17 protein-coding genes are annotated in these 16949 nt (G+C 39.4%); 10 read left to right on the top strand and 7 right to left on the bottom strand.

All coding sequences use genetic code 11. The features are described from left to right. Positions 1-294: 294 nt before the first annotated feature. Positions 295-1008 (top strand): fatty acid metabolism transcriptional regulator FadR, encoded by a 714-nt coding sequence (fadR, locus tag A9479_RS02365; RefSeq protein ID WP_008109093.1) that lies wholly within the window; start codon positions 295-297, stop codon positions 1006-1008. Positions 1009-1244: 236 nt separating this feature from the next. Next, a complete protein-coding gene (locus A9479_RS02360) occupies positions 1245-1850 on the top strand; it encodes a peroxiredoxin (protein ID WP_064662604.1) in 606 nt (201 codons plus the stop codon). Positions 1851-1910: 60 nt separating this feature from the next. Here the strand turns inward: A9479_RS02360 and A9479_RS02355 are convergent, their stop codons facing one another. Next, positions 1911-4505 (bottom strand): TonB-dependent receptor, encoded by a 2595-nt coding sequence (locus tag A9479_RS02355; protein ID WP_033104092.1) that lies wholly within the window; start codon positions 4503-4505, stop codon positions 1911-1913. A 289-nt stretch (positions 4506-4794) separates the two neighbouring features. Continuing rightward, a complete protein-coding gene (gene smpB / locus A9479_RS02350; protein ID WP_013465526.1) occupies positions 4795-5274 on the bottom strand; it encodes an SsrA-binding protein SmpB in 480 nt (159 codons plus the stop codon). 148 nt (positions 5275-5422) lie between these two features. Between smpB and A9479_RS02345 the strand changes: the two genes are divergently transcribed. Further along, the gene (locus A9479_RS02345; protein WP_013465525.1) at positions 5423-5863 is read left to right on the top strand and encodes a type II toxin-antitoxin system RatA family toxin; all 441 of its coding nucleotides are present in this window, start codon (positions 5423-5425) and stop codon (positions 5861-5863) included. Then, positions 5860-6183, top strand: a complete 324-nt coding sequence (locus tag A9479_RS02340; RefSeq protein WP_013465524.1) for an RnfH family protein — start codon at positions 5860-5862, stop codon at positions 6181-6183. Before A9479_RS02345 ends, A9479_RS02340 begins: the two co-directional genes overlap by 4 nt. A gap of 50 nt (positions 6184-6233) precedes the next feature. Here A9479_RS02340 and A9479_RS02335 read toward each other — a convergent pair whose 3' ends face one another. Next, positions 6234-6593 carry an outer membrane protein assembly factor BamE gene (locus tag A9479_RS02335; RefSeq protein WP_013465523.1) on the bottom strand — a complete coding sequence of 120 codons (360 nt, stop codon included), beginning with the start codon at positions 6591-6593 and terminating at the stop codon, positions 6234-6236. A 106-nt stretch (positions 6594-6699) separates the two neighbouring features. Here A9479_RS02335 and A9479_RS02330 point away from each other — a divergent pair, with 106 nt between their 5' ends. Next, a complete protein-coding gene (locus tag A9479_RS02330; RefSeq protein ID WP_016899245.1) occupies positions 6700-7041 on the top strand; it encodes a GIY-YIG nuclease family protein in 342 nt (113 codons plus the stop codon). Here A9479_RS02330 and A9479_RS02325 read toward each other — a convergent pair. From A9479_RS02325 to ilvC, 4 genes are all read right to left on the bottom strand, one after another. Next, a complete protein-coding gene (locus tag A9479_RS02325) occupies positions 6987-7649 on the bottom strand; it encodes a M28 family peptidase (protein ID WP_064662603.1) in 663 nt (220 codons plus the stop codon). The genes A9479_RS02330 and A9479_RS02325 overlap by 55 nt on opposite strands. Positions 7650-7899: 250 nt before the next feature. After that, on the bottom strand, positions 7900-9090 hold the full coding sequence (locus A9479_RS02320) for a tetratricopeptide repeat protein (RefSeq protein ID WP_064662602.1): 1191 nt from the start codon (positions 9088-9090) through the stop codon (positions 7900-7902). Positions 9091-9168: 78 nt separating this feature from the next. Next, positions 9169-11088: a methyl-accepting chemotaxis protein gene (locus tag A9479_RS02315; RefSeq protein ID WP_013465520.1), complete on the bottom strand. Its 1920-nt coding sequence runs from the start codon at positions 11086-11088 to the stop codon at positions 9169-9171. Positions 11089-11243: 155 nt separating this feature from the next. Beyond that, positions 11244-12716 carry a ketol-acid reductoisomerase gene (gene ilvC, locus A9479_RS02310; protein WP_064662601.1) on the bottom strand — a complete coding sequence of 491 codons (1473 nt, stop codon included), beginning with the start codon at positions 12714-12716 and terminating at the stop codon, positions 11244-11246. Between the two features lie 137 nt (positions 12717-12853). Here ilvC and ilvY point away from each other — a divergent pair, with 137 nt between their 5' ends. From ilvY to A9479_RS02285, 5 genes are all read left to right on the top strand, one after another. Continuing rightward, entirely contained in the window at positions 12854-13759 is a 906-nt protein-coding gene (gene ilvY, locus A9479_RS02305; protein WP_024602050.1) for an HTH-type transcriptional activator IlvY, read from the top strand. Between the two features lie 90 nt (positions 13760-13849). After that, on the top strand, positions 13850-14896 hold the full coding sequence (locus A9479_RS02300) for a GGDEF domain-containing protein (protein WP_013465517.1): 1047 nt from the start codon (positions 13850-13852) through the stop codon (positions 14894-14896). A gap of 111 nt (positions 14897-15007) precedes the next feature. Continuing rightward, complete coding sequence (locus A9479_RS02295) at positions 15008-15847, top strand: MipA/OmpV family protein (RefSeq protein ID WP_064662600.1); 840 nt, start codon at positions 15008-15010, stop codon at positions 15845-15847. A 13-nt stretch (positions 15848-15860) separates the two neighbouring features. Continuing rightward, positions 15861-16226: a DUF3019 domain-containing protein gene (locus tag A9479_RS02290; protein ID WP_028834008.1), complete on the top strand. Its 366-nt coding sequence runs from the start codon at positions 15861-15863 to the stop codon at positions 16224-16226. A gap of 14 nt (positions 16227-16240) precedes the next feature. Beyond that, complete coding sequence (locus A9479_RS02285; RefSeq protein ID WP_013465514.1) at positions 16241-16933, top strand: response regulator; 693 nt, start codon at positions 16241-16243, stop codon at positions 16931-16933. The last annotated feature ends 16 nt before the right edge of the window (positions 16934-16949 follow it).

Raw genomic sequence — 16949 nt, 5'->3', positions numbered from 1 at the left:
CCCTAGGGAGGCGTTTAATAGTCTGGTTAATGTCATTAACTTAGTCCAGCTTATAGAGGGTGTAAACAACTAAATAATAATAGTCAAAGTGTCTGGTATGAATAATAGGTTGGCATTCATATTGTGTTTAAAACCTATCGGTAAAACTAGCGAATCATACAAGTAAAGTTGCCTTTTTAATCACATACCTAGGTAATTTAACTTACTTTACTTGTTAGTTGTGGCTTGTCTGGTACAATCAGTCAGTTAATCGTATGTAGCGATGTGATGTGAATTAATTCGAGTAGGAATTGAATGAGAATTTTTAAAGCGAAAAGCCCAGCAGGATTTGCTGAGGAATACATAGTAGAGTCAATCTGGAATGGTGATTTTCCTCCAGGTTCAATTCTGCCTGCTGAGCGTGAACTCTCAGAGTTAATTGGTGTTACTAGAACCACATTACGAGAAGTATTACAGCGATTAGCTAGAGACGGTTGGTTAACAATACAACATGGTAAACCTACTCGCGTTAATAACTTTTGGGAAACCTCAGGATTAAATATCCTTGAAACACTGGCACGTTTAGATGAAGATAAAATGCCAGAGCTAACCGATCAGTTACTCTCAGCACGTACTAATATCAGCGCAATTTATACCCGTGCAGCTATAAAACTTGCACCAGAGCGTGTTATCGAAATTTTATCACAAAGCGATGAATTAGAAGACAGCGCGCAAGCGTTTGCAGATTATGATTATAAAGTTCATCATGAATTAGCTGTTGCCGGTAATAATCGCATTTATGTGCTCATCCTTAATGGCTTTAAAGGTTTTTATTCTAAGATTGGCTGCCATTACTTTTCAGATCCTCGCACTCGCGAGCTTGCACGCCAGTTTTATAAAGACTTAACTAAGCTTGCTGAGAATAAAGAGCACGATGGTGCAATATTCATGATGCGTAAATATGGTCATCAAACCGGTGAAATATGGCAACATATTCGCGGTGATATGCCTAGCGATATTATGGATTAGTAAAAAGAACCTGCTTAAAGCAGGTTTTTTTATGATTAAAAATCAGTCCATTTATCAAGCGTTCGCTATTTTAGAACGGTGCTATCTATAAATACGATTGTTAATTTATTTTTGATAGCCATAGAATAATGTTTAATTAAATATGGTTGCTATTGTAATTTTAAAATTAGTGCCCATATTAGTAATCAGTATTGCGTAAGCAATTGACAATAAACTCAAAATATTTGGAGAATAAAATGGGTGTATTAGTAGGCCGTCAGGCACCAGACTTTACCGCTGCAGCTGTTCTAGGTAACGGTGAGATTATAGATAGCTATAACCTTCACGAAAAAATCAAAGGTAAAAAAGCAGTAATCTTTTTCTACCCACTAGATTTCACATTTGTATGTCCTTCTGAGCTTATTGCTTTTGATAAGCGTTATGCAGAATTCCAAAAACGTGGCGTAGAAGTAATTGGTGTTTCTATCGATTCACAATTCTCACACAACGCATGGCGTAACACGGCTGTAGCAGACGGCGGTATTGGTAAAGTTCAATACGCACTAGTTGCAGACGTTAAACACGAAATCTGTAAAGCATACGACGTTGAGCACCCAGAAGCGGGCGTTGCATTTCGTGGTTCTTTCCTAATCGATGAAGAAGGTAACGTACGTCACCAAGTAGTGAACGATTTACCACTGGGTCGTAACATCGACGAAATGATCCGTATGGTTGATGCACTAGCATTCCACAGCGAGCACGGTGAAGTATGTCCTGCTGGTTGGACTGAAGGTAAAAAAGGAATGGACGCAAGCCCTGAAGGCGTTGCTAAATTCTTATCTGAAAACGAAGGCGAGCTATAATTTAGCCCTCTAGTTTAAGAAAAAAAACCGCCAAAATGGCGGTTTTTTTATTATTTTAAATTAAAACGAAAAGCTAACTTTAGTGTAAATGTAACGACCACGAGGGTTGTGTACACCCGATGCGTAACCATACAGATCTGAATCACCGTCACCAATTGCAAACGGTGGCTCTTCATCAAATAAGTTGTTCACACCTAGTGATACTTTTGCTGACTCAGTAATACGGTATGATGTTTGTAAATCTACCAGTACTTGTGAATCAACAGTACGTGATGTATTACTATCGAAGTCTAAGTTACCATCGAAGTCAATATCTGGCGTATCTTCAAACTCACCTACATAACTAATGTTCATGTTTGTGTTGAACTGACCAATTTCCCAGTTAGTTGAGAAAATCCAGCGATGCTCTGGGTAACCATATTCGCCGGTATAATCGCGGCCGTCTTTTTCAAATTTATCTTGATAAGCCCATTCTAAATTGAATTTTAGTAAGCCTAAATCATCCAGTGAGTGATTGTAGTTTGCTGAAATATCAACGCCCGAAACTTCTTGTGATGACACGTTTTCAAAAGTACTGAAAATCTTTTGAATAGTCCCTAAACTGTCTGTACCTGAAGGAGGTAAGCGAACACATACGGTACTGTTTTGGTTATTACACTCTGAGTTGTAAATTGGACCAAACTCTTGCTCATCAATTTTATTGTCTTGGGTGATACTCCATACATCTACACTCAAACCAAAGTCAGTTGTAGGTGCCCAAATAAAGCCGACGTTCCAAGATTCAGACTCTTCAGCCTCTAAGTCAGGATTACCAGCAAATTCAATGTTGTAATCTAGTGCATCACAATCTTTACCTGTTGCGTCACAACGGTAATTATCGATAAAGAACTGGCTCTCTTGAGATGGCCCTAAACCTACTTGTGCAAGTGACGGTGCTCTAAAGCCTTGTGCCCAAGAACCACGCACTGTGATTTCATCAGTAGGTGCCCAGCGTAAAGCGACTTTAGGATTGGTTGTGGTACCAAAGTCACTGTAATCATCGTAACGACCAGCAAGTTGTAGCTCTAAGTTCTCAGCAAGTGGAATTGAAAACTCTACATAGGCAGCGTATTGGTCACGCTCTGCGGCAGCTGACACAGACTCGGTACCAAAGATTAATCCTCGTTGGAATTGATCATCTGGCGTATCCGTTACGTCCTCTTCGCGGTATTCAATACCGGCCGCCATCATGACAACATCATCACCAAAGCTAAATGCTTCACCTGAAATGTTAGCATCGAACGACGTCATATGAGACTCGCCTTGACGAACCAAGCTCGTAGTAATTCTATCAATTACGGCCGGATCGTTGTAAGTGCCGCCAAATGGGTTGTAGTTACCGGCATCAATTTCTTGTTGTAAGAAGTCGGTGCGTACCCAACCTTGTGAGCGATCCCCAGTTTGTAATGACTTACTACGTCCTTTTTGTACCGCTGTTTCCCAGCTCCAATCGTTTATTTCACCTTTTAAACCAGCAACAAAACGTAATGTGTCTGATTCGATATCCCATTGGCGCGCACCCGCATCTACGGTTCTGTAACGACCTATTTCAATATCTTGGCCGAATGGGTTATTAGGGTGACTACCTGGTACTGTTAAGCCCGCATCTTCATCAAGTGGCGTTGGGGCACCTGCTGCAATTGAGCTGTTATGCTGAACGGCCATTTCTAAGAAGCCCGTTATGCCATTATCAAAGCGGTATTCAAATTGTGAAATAGCACCTACACGTTCTGATGCCGGTGCAATATAGCCAAATGGACCATAGTCAAATAAACAACTGCCACTTGATGTTGCATTTTCTGCAGGACACGCAGGGTCAATTGTTTTAACGCCATCAACATAGAAGTAGCCAGGGAAGCCACGTGATGAACGGAAATCTTCACCGCCATATGGAGATTGATTAGCAGTACCTAAACGCCCCATTTCATCTGATGATAAAGAGGTGTTTTTAAAGTAATCAATAATAACGGATGCGCTACTTTTTGCACTAGTAGTACCCCAAACAATACTGGCTGTAGTTTCTTCATAGTTAGGGCCATCTGTGCCGCCGTAACCTAAGTTTACTTCAATACCGTCAATATCTTTTTTCAAGATAACGTTTACAACACCCGCTACAGCATCAGAGCCATAGATTGCTGAGGCGCCATCTTTTAAAATATCAATACGTTCGATTGCTGAAACAGGAATACTGTTGATATCAACGAATGAGTTGGTGATCCCTTCAGCAAATGCACTGATTGCAACACGACGACCATTAATAAGTACCAAGGTAGCATCGGCGCCTAAGCCACGAAGGCTGACGGCAGCTGAGCCATTTGCGGTTGAGTCTTGGTTATTACCACGGGTTGAAAAAGTACCATTACCTGCAACAGGCATTCTTTCAAGAAGCTGTTGTAGGTTGTCATAACCCATGTTTTCGATGTCTTCTTTATTAATTGATTGTACTGGAGACGGGCCTTCGATGTCCGAACGTTTGATACGAGAGCCTGTTACTTGAATACGTTCTACTTTTTCTGCAGTTTGCTGTGCAGCATAAGTCGTTGTACTAAAACCTGCTGACAATGCGATAGTAGCACCGATGATTAAGCTCGGTGTAAATGCAATTGATTGCTTCATCCTTAAGTCCTTGTTGATATGTTATAATTTACTTGTTTTACAAGTCGAATTATTAATACCATGTAACTTAACTGTTATCAATTGGCCACAAAGATGATTTTGTTATCTGCACTAATATGTACTGATTTTCTCAATAAAGGTAAACGATAGGATGCTCGCTATTTGGCGCTGTAACGTGATTTAGTTATTATTGATAAACAAAACGCCGAGCGACTTTAATTTGTAATAATTTGTATTTTCCTAAAAATTTAGCAAAAAAAAAGCCTAACATGATGTTAGGCGTTTTTATTTAAACTTTATGTTTCATTAAGCGTTCTTTTTCACGGGACCAATCTTTATTTTTACCGTCTTCACGTTTGTCATGCATTTTCTTACCTTTCGCTAAATGGAATTCAAGCTTTACCCAGCATTTTTTCCAATACATAGCTGTGGCAATTAATGAATAACCATCACGCTCGGTTGCACCAACCAAACGGTCAAGTTCACGTCTGCTTAGTAATAATTTACGATAACGCAGCGGGTCGCAAATAACATGGGTTGATGCACTATTTAAAGGCTGGATTGTGCTGCCTAATAAAAACGCTTCACCGTTTTTAAGATGAATATAAGTTTCAGAGATATTTACTTTACCTGCTCGGATACTTTTTACTTCCCAGCCTTGGAGTTCAATACCTGCTTCAAACTTGTCGTGTAAAAAATACTCGTGTCGCGCTTTTTTATTTAGCGCGATGGTATTACTTGTCGATTTTGATGAATTTTTCTTAGCCATAGTGCCCTATAATATACGTTATACGAGATGTTTTACATCGATTTTTTTAAATTATACATGCAAAAGCGAAGGATTCATTTAAGCGCGATGAAAGTTTGGGGAAACGCACAAAGCTTGCTAAAATTCCTGCACACAGTTGGGAGTGAGTATGCCACAAATAGAGAAAAGTGCGCTGGTTATGTACAGCACTAAAGAGATGTTTGATCTAGTCAATGATGTAGAAGCTTATTCGCAGTTTTTACCTAATTGTTCAGACTCAAAAATTATTAAGCAGCATGATAATAACATGACCGCCAGTTTAGAAATATCTAAAGCCGGTATAAAAAAATGGTTTACCACTGAAAATACGCTAATTGATGAGCAAACAGTGATGCTTCGCTTGGTCGATGGGCCTTTTAAAACCTTACAAGGTCGCTGGCATTTTCAGCAATTAGATGCGCATGCGTGCAAAGTGCATTTACAGCTAGACTTTGAATTTTCTAGTAAGTTAATAGAACTTGCGTTTGGTAAAATTTTTAATGATGTGGCTAAAAATATGGTGAGTGCCTTTACTCAACGAGCAAAAGCGGTATATGGAGAGCGAGCATGATCAATATTGAAATTGTGTTTGCGTTACCAACGAAAGCAACCACGCTAAATATAGAGGTATTCCAAGGTACCACCGCAGAGCAAGCAGTGATCCAATCAGGTATTATTAAGAAGTGCCCTGAAATTGATGCAACCGCTTTAACTTTAGGTGTATGGAACAGAACGGTAAAGCTTAATCATGAGCTTAAAGACGGCGATAGAGTTGAAATTTACCGCCCATTAATTGCCGACCCTAAAGATGCCCGCAGAAAGCGCGCCGAAAAAGCCAAAGAAGAGGGCCGCGCAAATAAAGTAACCGGTGGCCGACCGTTAGATCGCTAGATACAAAAAAGGTGAGCCATGCTCACCTTTTTAAATTAAACCCAAATGGCTTATTGCTCTAAAGGGGTTGTAAAGTTTTCTGGTTGCTCATAGTCACCAGAGACCGTTACCAACTTTTCATTTTCAAAGTTTAATACTAATGATTTATATTGTTCATTAGCGCGCCCTTTATTAAAGCTATAAACGTAACGCCAAGTATTTTTATCGAAGGCGTCTTCGGCAATCGGTCTGCCTAGTACATAAATTACTTGCTCGCGAGTCATATTAACGCGAAGCTTATCAACGTCTGATTGTTCTAAAAAGTTACCTTGAGGGATGTTGATTCTGTACACCCAGCTAGAACAACCTGCGGCTGAACTAAGCGTTAAAGCGACGATAAGCCAAAGAGAAAAAGTTTTTAACGACTGCATTGTTAGTTGTGATCCTTATTTTTTATAGTCTGCATGATACCGATTAGTCACTCAAGGTAAAACCCTTTTGAGTAATTGTTTTTGTTTAGCGCGTTAAGGCGAGGTTTTGACCATTAATAATCAAAAAAGTTTAAACGATGAGTTGTGCAATAGTAAAATTAAACCGGCTGTTTGGTCACTGTATATTGTGCAAACACGGTTTGGTCATTGGTATACCGGCATTACAGTTGATGTAGCGCGTCGTTTAGCAACGCACCAAGCGGGTAAAGGGGCAAAAAACCTCAAAGGGAAAGGACCGCTGGTGCTCATTCATCAGCAACAAGTTGGGACTAAAAGCGACGCAAGTAAATTAGAATATGCGATTAAAAAACTTCCACGGGCAAAAAAAGAGGCTTACGTTGCTGCTTTTAAGGGGGGACTGAATACCTCAGGGTTTGTCAAAAGCTGATTAATAAATGCCTCAATTAGCAATACTGCTTCTTGATAAAGAGCAGTATTAATATTTTTGAGCGTATCTTTTGCTGTGTGATGATAGTTATCGGCGCCCATCGAAAAGTACACATACGGAATTTTCTGTTTAGCGAATGAATAATGGTCGCTGGCTCTGTGCCAGTCTATTTGTTTCGTGTTGGTTAATCTGCTCATTTTTCGTGATGAATAAACGGGCTTTAATTCGACACTCGTATTTTTTATTTGGCTAAATAGTGGAGTGAGTTGACCTTTTAACGAACGACTTGTTAGCGCGTATAACCGCTTATGCGATTTTTTAATTGCCAACATATCTAAGTTAATATTTAAAGCAATAGGAGACTGGCGCATTGTTTTGGCAAAGTGCTCACTGCCGTGTAAACCGTTTTCTTCAGCGTCTGTTGCAACAAACATAAAACCATAGGATGATTGCATCTGTAAAGCGTTCGATAAGTATAGTAATGCGGCAACACCCGAGGCATTATCGTTAGCACCAGGATGTAATTTTCCGGCTTTTAGGCCTAAATGGTCGTAATGCGCTGTAATAACAATAACAGGTAAATTTTTTGCTGTTTTGGTCGCAACAATATTTACGCCTTGCGCCTTAGAAAACAGCCCTGATGGATAAGTAAAAGGTTGTTCAATAACCGTCAGTTGATGCTCTTTAAAGCGTGCTTTTAAATATTCTCTGGTGAGTAAAGCCGAGTGACTATTCGTTTTTCTGCCTGCTAATTTAGAGCTGGTTAGCGTTGTTAAATCAGTGAATAACTGCGGCTCAATCGGCTTTGAGAGTCCACTCCAACTTATAAAAAATACAATGCAGGTTAAACTAAATAATTTAATAATGATTCGCCTTAACGATAAGTGATTTTAATGCGATGAGTTTATTATCATAGCGTTGTTTGTCATGTGTAAAGTCTGCTTTTTTTCTGGCTTTACGCAAATGAAATTCCGCCCTAGCTATATTATTTAACTCAAAGTAACTTCGCGCCAGTCCAAAGTGGCTTTCATGTAAGGTTGGTGACATAGCGTTCGCTTTTTTATAGTGGCTAATTGCGCCTTTAAAATTACCATTTACATACTCACTGTTACCAAGCGAGATATGATAGTAAGGATTTTCTTGGCGTTTTTTGTCAAGCTCAGCCAATAGCTTTTCGCCTTCGGCCACTCTATCTGTGAGTGTGTATAATAATGCTAAGTTACCTTGTGCAGTATTATTATCAGTATTTAAGGCAATAGCATAGCGATACATTTGCTCCGCTTGCTTTAAATCATCTAATTGTTTAAAGAGTACCCCTAAATTGCCCCAGCTAGCACTAAATGAAGCGTCCGTATTGATTGCTGCTTTGAAATAGCTAAACGCTAAATCATAGTGTTTATTTACCAGTGCCTCACCCCCTTTATTATTATAAAACATAGCGGTCACTCTTTTTTTTGAAAGCAATGAGGTTGCAAAACGGGCTTGTCGGCTATTGGGATCAAAATCAATGATTAAACGCTTATTACGCTGATAAACAAGTGAGCTGTCTTTGAGTTTCGTTTTATTGTCTATGGCAAGGTTGATGTGCCCCGTGAGTAAATTAAATCCCTGATTTAGTGACCAATACTCCGGAATGTGTACTTTTTGAAAGCGAGCTTTAAGCCCTAAATGCTCAGCTAAACTATATGCTAAAATTGATAGTGACAAGCAATTGGCGTTTAAGTTTTGATAGCTCTGAGATGCGGTTTGTGTCGTGGTGGATTGATAAGATAAAGCGCTATCGCCATTTGTGAGTAAAAAACTAAGTAGGCTATACGCTATTTCATCAACTGATTTACTCGATTGCACGTAAGCATTTAATTGCTGTTTGAGGCCGTCGTCGAGTTGAAATATTTGTTGCTCAGACTCTACCAGCTGCTGTTGTAATTGCATGGGAGGAGTAATAGTGGGGATTGACACGCTTATATTGGCGTTATCTGTGGTGCTACAAGCACACAGAGCCAGCAGGCACACAATCAGTAAATAATGTTTACCTTGAAGAGCATTCATACACACCTCTGTACAAAAAACACACTTAAGTATAGTGGTTATTTTGTACAGAGGTTATTTTTTAATGTACCACTCTATTTAACGTTGCTGATTAAACGTAGCAACGAGTGCATCAAGTGTTTGTGCGCTGGTGGCTAAATCACGAATTGCTTGTTCTGTATTGATTTGTTCACTCATTGACTTATCACTGATCTCACTTATTTGCTCAATACTACGACCTACATCATTCACAACGCTACTTTGCTGTTCGGTGGCGGTGGCAATTAAGGTCGCCATATCGTTAATTTCATTGGCTGTTTCAGTAATGGTATTAAGTAACTCAACCGAGTTTTGCATTGCGCTTACGCTTTGTTGTGCTTTATCTTTTGATTGACCGATATCGCTGACAACGTCATCTGAAATATGAGTGAGCTCTTCAATCATTGATTGAATTTCAGTGGTCGATTGTGAGGTACGATTCGCCAGCGCTCTTACTTCATCAGCAACTACAGCAAAGCCTCGTCCATGTTCACCAGCACGAGCAGATTCAATGGCTGCATTAAGAGCCAGTAAGTTGGTTTGTTCAGATATACCTCTAATTGAATCCACAATACTAGCGATATCAATAGTCTTTTTAGAAAGTAAAGCAACTTGCTCGGTTATGCCGTCAATGTCGCTGGCAAGGGCTGAGATTGTCGTTTGGCTTTGTAACACTTGTTGATGGCTTTGCTTAGTGTTATCGCGGCTATCGTTGGTTAACTTAGCTGCATTGGCAGCACTTTGCGCTATTTCTTGCACTGTAGCGCCCATTTCATTAATGGCTGCTGCAACTGAAATAGTTTGCTCTTTTTGCTTATCAAGCGCTAAAGAGTTTTGCTTGGCTTGCGAAAATACATGATCTGAGCTGTGGCGAATACCGTGGCTCTCATTAGCTACTTGCACAATAGCGGTTTCTATTTTTTCAATAAATTGATTAAAGCCGGTGGTTAAATTATTTAGCTCAGGTTGGGGAGATGTTGGTAAGCGATAGGCTAAATTTGCGTCGCCACGCCCTAAACGCGAAAATAACTCAGCCATTGTTGATAACGGTGAAGCTAAAGAGCGAGCTAATAAGTAACTGATCACGCTTGCGATTAGCGCAGTGATGATAGTGAAAGTGAATATTTGCCACTCTAGGGTATTTACACTAGAAAAGACTTCGCTTTTTGGGACTTGAGCTAATACAAATAAGTCAGTGTTTTTAATCGGTGTGGCTGCAATGAGTGTGGCTTGCCCGTTGATATTTACTTCCTCTAAAGCGAAGCCGTTTTTATTAAGTAATTTGTTATGAATATTAGCGCTGTAAATACTATCTATATTAACCTTAGCGACTTTGTCTGCATCTTTATGTAACTGAATTAATCCGTTTTTATCGGCAATAAACACAAACCCTGATTGCTCAATTTTAAATTGTTGTAGCAGCTTTTGCATATCTGTAATGCTTTTTGCTAAGCCTGCCAAGCCTAAACCATTAGGTTGTTGGTGGTTAACAAACATTTTTACATCGTTTTCAGACTCTTGATAAATACTAATTGAGTAAGGTTGCTTTGATTGTGTAAAAGCAAAAAACCAGCCATCTGCGGCATCATTTTTTAAAACACGTAAAAAGCCATCTTGATTCCAATATTGTGCAGTGTTTTTATTCGCCCACGAAGCCGTGGCAAGATCGTATTGGTCAACCAAACGATTGAGCTCTTTAAGTAATAGCGTGTCGTTGTTGTTGCCAGCATTTGCCCAATCTAAAATAAAGGTATTTGCCGAAAGCTGCTGTGCTGCACCAAGAAGTTCATTGATCTCGCCACCAATATGATTACTGATTGTTTGCAATTTACTTGGCAGTTCAGATTCGATCATGCGTTGCTCAATAATATTCTTTGAGTTATGCAAAGACGTCAAACCAATTAATACAGCAACACAAATAGCAATAATGCTTCCAAGGGCTGTTATTTTTTGAGTAATAGAGAGATTTTGTATCGTCATGATAGTGCTTATATTTACAACTGAGGCAATGAGGGGAATTATTTTAGCACATTATTTATTTTCAGCTATTGATGATTAATTTGCACTTAAAAAAGCCCACAGCAAAATGCAAGTGGGCTTGGTTTCTAACAAGTGAAAGTTCTAGGACCCTTGGGTTAAACTATTTTTTTCATTGCAGACATGTAGCCGCGTAATTTTGCGCCTACTTTCTCAACAGGGTGCTCACGTAGAGCCGTATTTATTTGAATCAAGGTTTGGTTATCAACTTGATTACTTTGCTCATTTAAGCCTTTACCAATAACATCAGTATCAATACCTTGCATAAATTCTTGTAGAAGCGGCAAACAGGCATGGTTATATAAATAGCAGCCGTACTCAGCGGTATCTGAAATAGTGCGGTTCATTTCAAATAACTTTTTGCGTGCAATAGTATTGGCTATCAGCGGCGTTTCATGCAGTGACTCATAATAGGCAGATTCTGCAATAATACCGGCCGCTGTCATAGTTTCAAATGCCAGTTCTACACCCGCTTTTACCATTGCCACCATTAAAATACCGTGGTCAAAAAATTCTTGCTCAGCAATTTCTACATCGCCTGCAGGGGTTTTTTCAAAATGAGTTTCTGCAGTTTCAGCACGCCATTTTAGTAAGTTAGCGTCATCATTTGCCCAGTCTTCCATCATTACACGTGAAAATGTGCCATCGATAATGTCATCTTGGTGTTTGTTATAAAGAGGACGCATAATCACTTTAAGCTCTTCACTTAGCTCAAACGCTTTAACCTTTGCAGGGTTTGATAAGCGGTCAAGCATGTTTGTCACACCGCCATATTTAAGTGCTTCTGTGATCACTTCCCAGCCATATTGAATAAGCTTTGAGGCGTAACCGGCATCAATTCCTTTTTCAATCATTTTGTCAAAACATAAAATAGAGCCAGTTTGTAGCATGCCACATAAAATGGTTTGCTCGCCCATCAGATCAGATTTCACTTCAGCGATAAATGATGATTTAAGTACCCCCGCGCGATGACCACCTGTACCTGCTGCATAGGCTTTTGCTTGTGCCAAGCCATGGCCCTGAGGATCATTCTCTGGGTGAACCGCAATTAATGTAGGTACGCCAAAGCCGCGTTTATACTCTTCACGTACTTCTGACCCCGGGCATTTTGGTGCAACCATAATAACGGTAATGTCTTCACGAACTTGCATGCCTTCTTCAACAATATTAAAGCCATGTGAATAGGCAAGGGTTGAGCCGTGTTTCATTAATGGCATGATGGCATTAACAACTGCAGTATGTTGTTTATCAGGTGTTAAGTTAAGTACTACATCGGCTGTTGGGATTAACTCTTCATATGTACCCACTTTAAAACCATTGTCAGATGCATTTAAGAATGACTGACGACGCTCAGAAATGGCTGAATCACGTAGTGTATAGGCTACATCTAAACCAGAATCACGTAAGTTTAAGCCTTGATTTAGGCCCTGAGCGCCACAGCCTACAATTACCAATTTTTTACCTTTAAGTGCAGCAACACCGTCGTTAAATTCGTCTGCGCCCATAAATTCACATTGTGCCAATTGCGCTAATTGTTCGCGTAAAGGTAAGCTATTAAAATAATTTGCCATGATAAGTTTCCTATTAATTCAGTTTGTTAGATGCATTGCTTTTGCTTTGCTTGGAATAACAATATGGAAAATCTTTTCTTGCGTAAAATGATATATTTGAATTAAAGTGTTTCATAATATGAAATACTGGTGTTGTTATGGATCATAAGCATTTAAATTACTTTTTGGCGTTGGCAAAAACGCTTCATTTCTCTCGTGCCAGTGAGTTATGCCACATAAGTGCGCCCACTTTAAGTCGTAATATTAAGCAGTTAGAAGATGAAGTAGGGGTGATGTTATTCCAGCGTGATAATCGCAGTGTAAAGCTTACCCGCGAAGGCGTTGCATTTAAGGAGTATGCCAGTGCAACACTTAGTCATTGGCAGCGGTTTAAAGCTAATTTAAACGAACCGCAACAACATATTTATGGCAATGTGAGCCTTTATTGCTCCGTTACCGCGTCTTACAGTTTTTTGCATCATATTTTAGAGCAACTGAGAGCTCAGCATCAGCATATTGAAATTACCTTAAATACGGGCGATCCCGCCTTGGCTATTAACCGAGTGTTAGATGGACATGAATCTATGGCCATTGCAGCCAGACCCAGTAAATTACCTGCACAAATTGCATTTGTAGATATTGGCTACTCGCCATTGGTATTAATTGCACCCACTATTCAATGTCCGATCACAGAAAAATTAGCCACTAGTAGCGAAACTATTGATTGGTCTGAGCTTGAATTTATTGTTGCTGAACAAGGATTTTCACGGCAAAGGTTGGAGCAGTGGTGGCGAAAAAATAATGTACAAGGAAAAATTTACGCGCAAGTGGCAGGGCATGAAGCTATGGTATCTATGGTGAGTTTAGGGTTAGGCGTGGCCATGATCCCAAAAATTGTACTCGATAATAGTCCGCTTAACGATAAGGTTCAGGTTTTAGAGTATAAAGGCGAGCCACCACAAGGGTTTAAAATTGGTTTGGCTGTATTACATAAAGAACTAAACGACCCTGCTATTAGTGCGCTTTGGAATATTGCACAAAATATGGGGGAAAACATAATATAGGCTTGTTGGATGATAAAAAACTGTTAATATAAACCGCTAATATTTATGTGTTTATTAACATCTTTGTTGTGATGTCTAAGAGTTTTAATTATGGATAATACGGTTTCACTTGCTCATTCTGCCCAGTGTTTAAAAAAAGCCATTCCGTTGATGGTTAAATACAAAATGCCTGTAACGCCAATAAATTATGCTATTTGGTACTGTTATGTACAGGGCGACAACCCACAACTAAACACAGAGCTTGATAAAGTCATCTCTTTGCACAATACGTGTTCAGCTCAAACCGCCCAAGAAATTTTTAATAAGCATATTAATGACGAAGAGCTTGCATTTTTTCAACAAATGTCTGAAAGGTTTCATGGCACCGTAGAGCAAATGCAGTTTGATCTTAGTGACTCCATTCAATATTCGAAAAGCTTTACTACCTCGTTAGTTGATTCACAAAATGAATTAAAAACACTCTCTAGTATTAACTCATTTAATGAGATCCTTTCTTGCGTTGAGCGCCTAACTGACGAATCAATTGCGATGCAAGATTACGCCCGTGGATTCCAAACCAAATTAGCGCAAGCGTACAACGAAATTAAAGATTTAAAAGAAGCGCTTAGCGTGACCCAAGAAGCGGTTGATAAAGATTCCTTAACCGGATTATTTAATCGCGGTAAGTTTGACACAGACATTGTTGAGTTTTGTTTGAACGCCTCTTCACAAAATGAACACGGTAAATTAGCGGTGTTGATTATGTTCGATATTGATCATTTTAAACGTTTTAATGACGATTTTGGCCATCAAAAAGGCGATGAGGTACTCAAGCTAGTCGCTCAAAAAGTGCAAAATAGTGTACAAGAGCAATACAGAGCTTATCGTTTTGGTGGTGAAGAATTTTGTATTACGGGTTACTTTGAAAGCATTAATGATGCGATGGCATTTTGTAATCAGCTTCGTTTGAGCATTGCCAAATTGACGATTCGTAAAAAAGAAGACAGTAATAATAAACGTAATATTTCAGCCAGTTTCGGCATTGCTTTAATGGAACCTTTTAGTAAGAGCTGTTTATTAGTTGAAAAGGCAGATAGAGCACTTTATTTAGCTAAAACCCATGGTCGTAATCGGGTAGAAATAGCGGCCGATATGTAAACGTGTTCTGTTTGTATCAAATTTGTTAATGATTGTAACCCTCTAGAGCTTGTGTTCATACTACTTGCTACTATAGGGTCAAAGCCACTTTATAAACTAGCGATTAACTTCATGCGGTTCCATCTGAGAATAAACACATGCCTGTTATTAGTGCTATTAAGCACTAATGCGATTGCTCAGAAGCAGCAACATATATCCACTGATGAGCTTAACCTTAGTGTGAGTGTTGGTGTTGGGGTGATCACAAATCCTCTGTATGGTGCAGATAACATCCCCTTAGTTGTTATTCCGCAAGTGGCCTATTATGGTCAAAATTGGTTTTTTGATAATGGCCGCCTTGGTTATTCTTTTTTACAAAGCAAACAACATAACGTTAGTTTTGTGTCAGAAATTAACCCTGAATCACGTTTTTTTATTGATTGGCATCCACAAAATATTTTCCCCTTTAAAACAACGTCTGAAAACGAGATATTAGAATCGCTACACACTGACTCACCTCGTCAAGTAAATATAAATAATATACAAAAAAGACGAGTCGCACTTGATGCCGGTATCAGCTATTTTTTTGTAAAGCAGCAGCAAGTATTTTCTGCGCAATTATTGCATGATGTAAACAGCGTTTATAATGGCTATAGGGGATCGTTGCAATGGCAATATCACCATGAGTTTAAGCAATTAACGTTAAAGTCGACGTTAGGCGTTAATTACAAATCAGCCCAACTAAATAACTATTTTTATGGTTTAAATAGCGCTGAATCTATTTACGGTGAAATAGAAGTTGGTAGTAGTTGGCAACCTTATGCTAAAATCGACGCCCGTTGGCCTGTAGATGGAGTCAACGCGCTTCGTTTTCATTTAGCCTATTATGATTATTCAGCAATGGATAGCAGCCCGCTTTTTGAACATGACTATTCAATGACCGCCTTTATAGGATTCGAACATACATTTTAATATGAAGTGTTTTATGTTGGTTGTGCTTGCAGCTTCATTTTTTAGCAACGCTAGCGTTGCAAAAGCCTCTTCACTTAACGTATCACCCAAAGTCTGTGTGGTTTCCGAACAACAAGAATTTTGTGATCTTGAGTTAAAATTTAAGTGGCAACTGTCAGCCGCTAGCGATGTATGTTTATACCAACAAGATACACAATTACAATGCTGGCAAGGTGTCAAAAAAGGCCAACTTAGTTATAAAGCGCGTGTTCAGGTGGAGACCATATACTCCCTGATTAATCCCCATACAGGTGTATCGTTAGCGAGTGTGCAAATAGAAGTGCAAACCGCATACGCTAAGAAAAAACATCGGCTACGCTCACCTTGGAGCTTTTTTTAATTTAGGAGCAGTAAATGCCAAAGATATTACTTGTTGAAGATGATTTAGGGTTGCAACAATTAACCAAAGACTATCTTGAGCATAATGGCTTAGAAGTTGACGTTTTAGAACGCGGTGACGAAGTGTTCCCTTATCTTAGTGAAAACCACGTCGACTTGATCATTTTAGATGTAATGTTGCCAGGAAAAGATGGCTTTAGCGTATGTCGACAAGTACGTGACAAATACACTCTCCCTATCTTAATGCTAACAGCAAAGGGTGAAGACTTCGATCAAGTCATAGGCTTAGAACTCGGGGCTGACGACTACGTTATAAAACCGGCAGAGCCGCGTGTACTTCTTGCTCGAATTAGTGCATTGCTTCGCCGTGGACAGCCAAGTGTTAAAGCGATTGAAGAACTTCAATTTGGTGACTTATCAATAGATAAAACCAGCCGCATTGTAAAGCTAAGCGGTGTTGAAATTGTCCTGACTTCTCATGAATTTGAATTGCTGTGGTTATTGGCTTCAAATGCTGGTGAAGTGCTCAGTCGAGAGCATGTCCATCAACATATGATAGGGCGTGAGTACGACGGGTTAGACCGCACGGTGGATGTTCGTGTATCACGCATTCGTAAAAAGCTCGGTGATAACAGTGATAAACCCTATCGAATTAAAACGGTATGGGGGCAAGGCTATCTATTTGTATCAGATGCGTGGGATATGTAATAAATGCAAGGTGTTA

Source organism: Pseudoalteromonas sp. MQS005 (genome assembly GCF_001661605.1).
Taxonomy (GTDB): Bacteria; Pseudomonadota; Gammaproteobacteria; order Enterobacterales; family Alteromonadaceae; genus Pseudoalteromonas; species Pseudoalteromonas tetraodonis.
The sequence above is the reverse complement of the archived record's forward strand: the minus strand, read 5'-3'. Positions and strand labels throughout refer to the sequence as shown.

Excerpts from the sequence above, each read along its gene's own strand:
- A9479_RS02300 (WP_013465517.1), top strand. The coding sequence starts at position 13,850 with ATGGATAATACGGTTTCACTTGCTCATTCTGCCCAGTGTTTAAAAAAA.
- ilvC (WP_064662601.1), bottom strand. The coding sequence starts at position 12,716 with ATGGCAAATTATTTTAATAGCTTACCTTTACGCGAACAATTAGCGCAA.
- A9479_RS02315 (WP_013465520.1), bottom strand. The coding sequence starts at position 11,088 with ATGACGATACAAAATCTCTCTATTACTCAAAAAATAACAGCCCTTGGA.
- A9479_RS02295 (WP_064662600.1), top strand. The coding sequence starts at position 15,008 with ATGCGGTTCCATCTGAGAATAAACACATGCCTGTTATTAGTGCTATTA.
- fadR (WP_008109093.1), top strand. The coding sequence starts at position 295 with ATGAGAATTTTTAAAGCGAAAAGCCCAGCAGGATTTGCTGAGGAATAC.
- A9479_RS02320 (WP_064662602.1), bottom strand. The coding sequence starts at position 9,090 with ATGAATGCTCTTCAAGGTAAACATTATTTACTGATTGTGTGCCTGCTG.
- smpB (WP_013465526.1), bottom strand. The coding sequence starts at position 5,274 with ATGGCTAAGAAAAATTCATCAAAATCGACAAGTAATACCATCGCGCTA.
- A9479_RS02335 (WP_013465523.1), bottom strand. The coding sequence starts at position 6,593 with ATGCAGTCGTTAAAAACTTTTTCTCTTTGGCTTATCGTCGCTTTAACG.
- A9479_RS02355 (WP_033104092.1), bottom strand. The coding sequence starts at position 4,505 with ATGAAGCAATCAATTGCATTTACACCGAGCTTAATCATCGGTGCTACT.
- A9479_RS02360 (WP_064662604.1), top strand. The coding sequence starts at position 1,245 with ATGGGTGTATTAGTAGGCCGTCAGGCACCAGACTTTACCGCTGCAGCT.
- A9479_RS02285 (WP_013465514.1), top strand. The coding sequence starts at position 16,241 with ATGCCAAAGATATTACTTGTTGAAGATGATTTAGGGTTGCAACAATTA.
- A9479_RS02290 (WP_028834008.1), top strand. The coding sequence starts at position 15,861 with ATGTTGGTTGTGCTTGCAGCTTCATTTTTTAGCAACGCTAGCGTTGCA.
- ilvY (WP_024602050.1), top strand. The coding sequence starts at position 12,854 with ATGGATCATAAGCATTTAAATTACTTTTTGGCGTTGGCAAAAACGCTT.
- A9479_RS02340 (WP_013465524.1), top strand. The coding sequence starts at position 5,860 with ATGATCAATATTGAAATTGTGTTTGCGTTACCAACGAAAGCAACCACG.
- A9479_RS02345 (WP_013465525.1), top strand. The coding sequence starts at position 5,423 with ATGCCACAAATAGAGAAAAGTGCGCTGGTTATGTACAGCACTAAAGAG.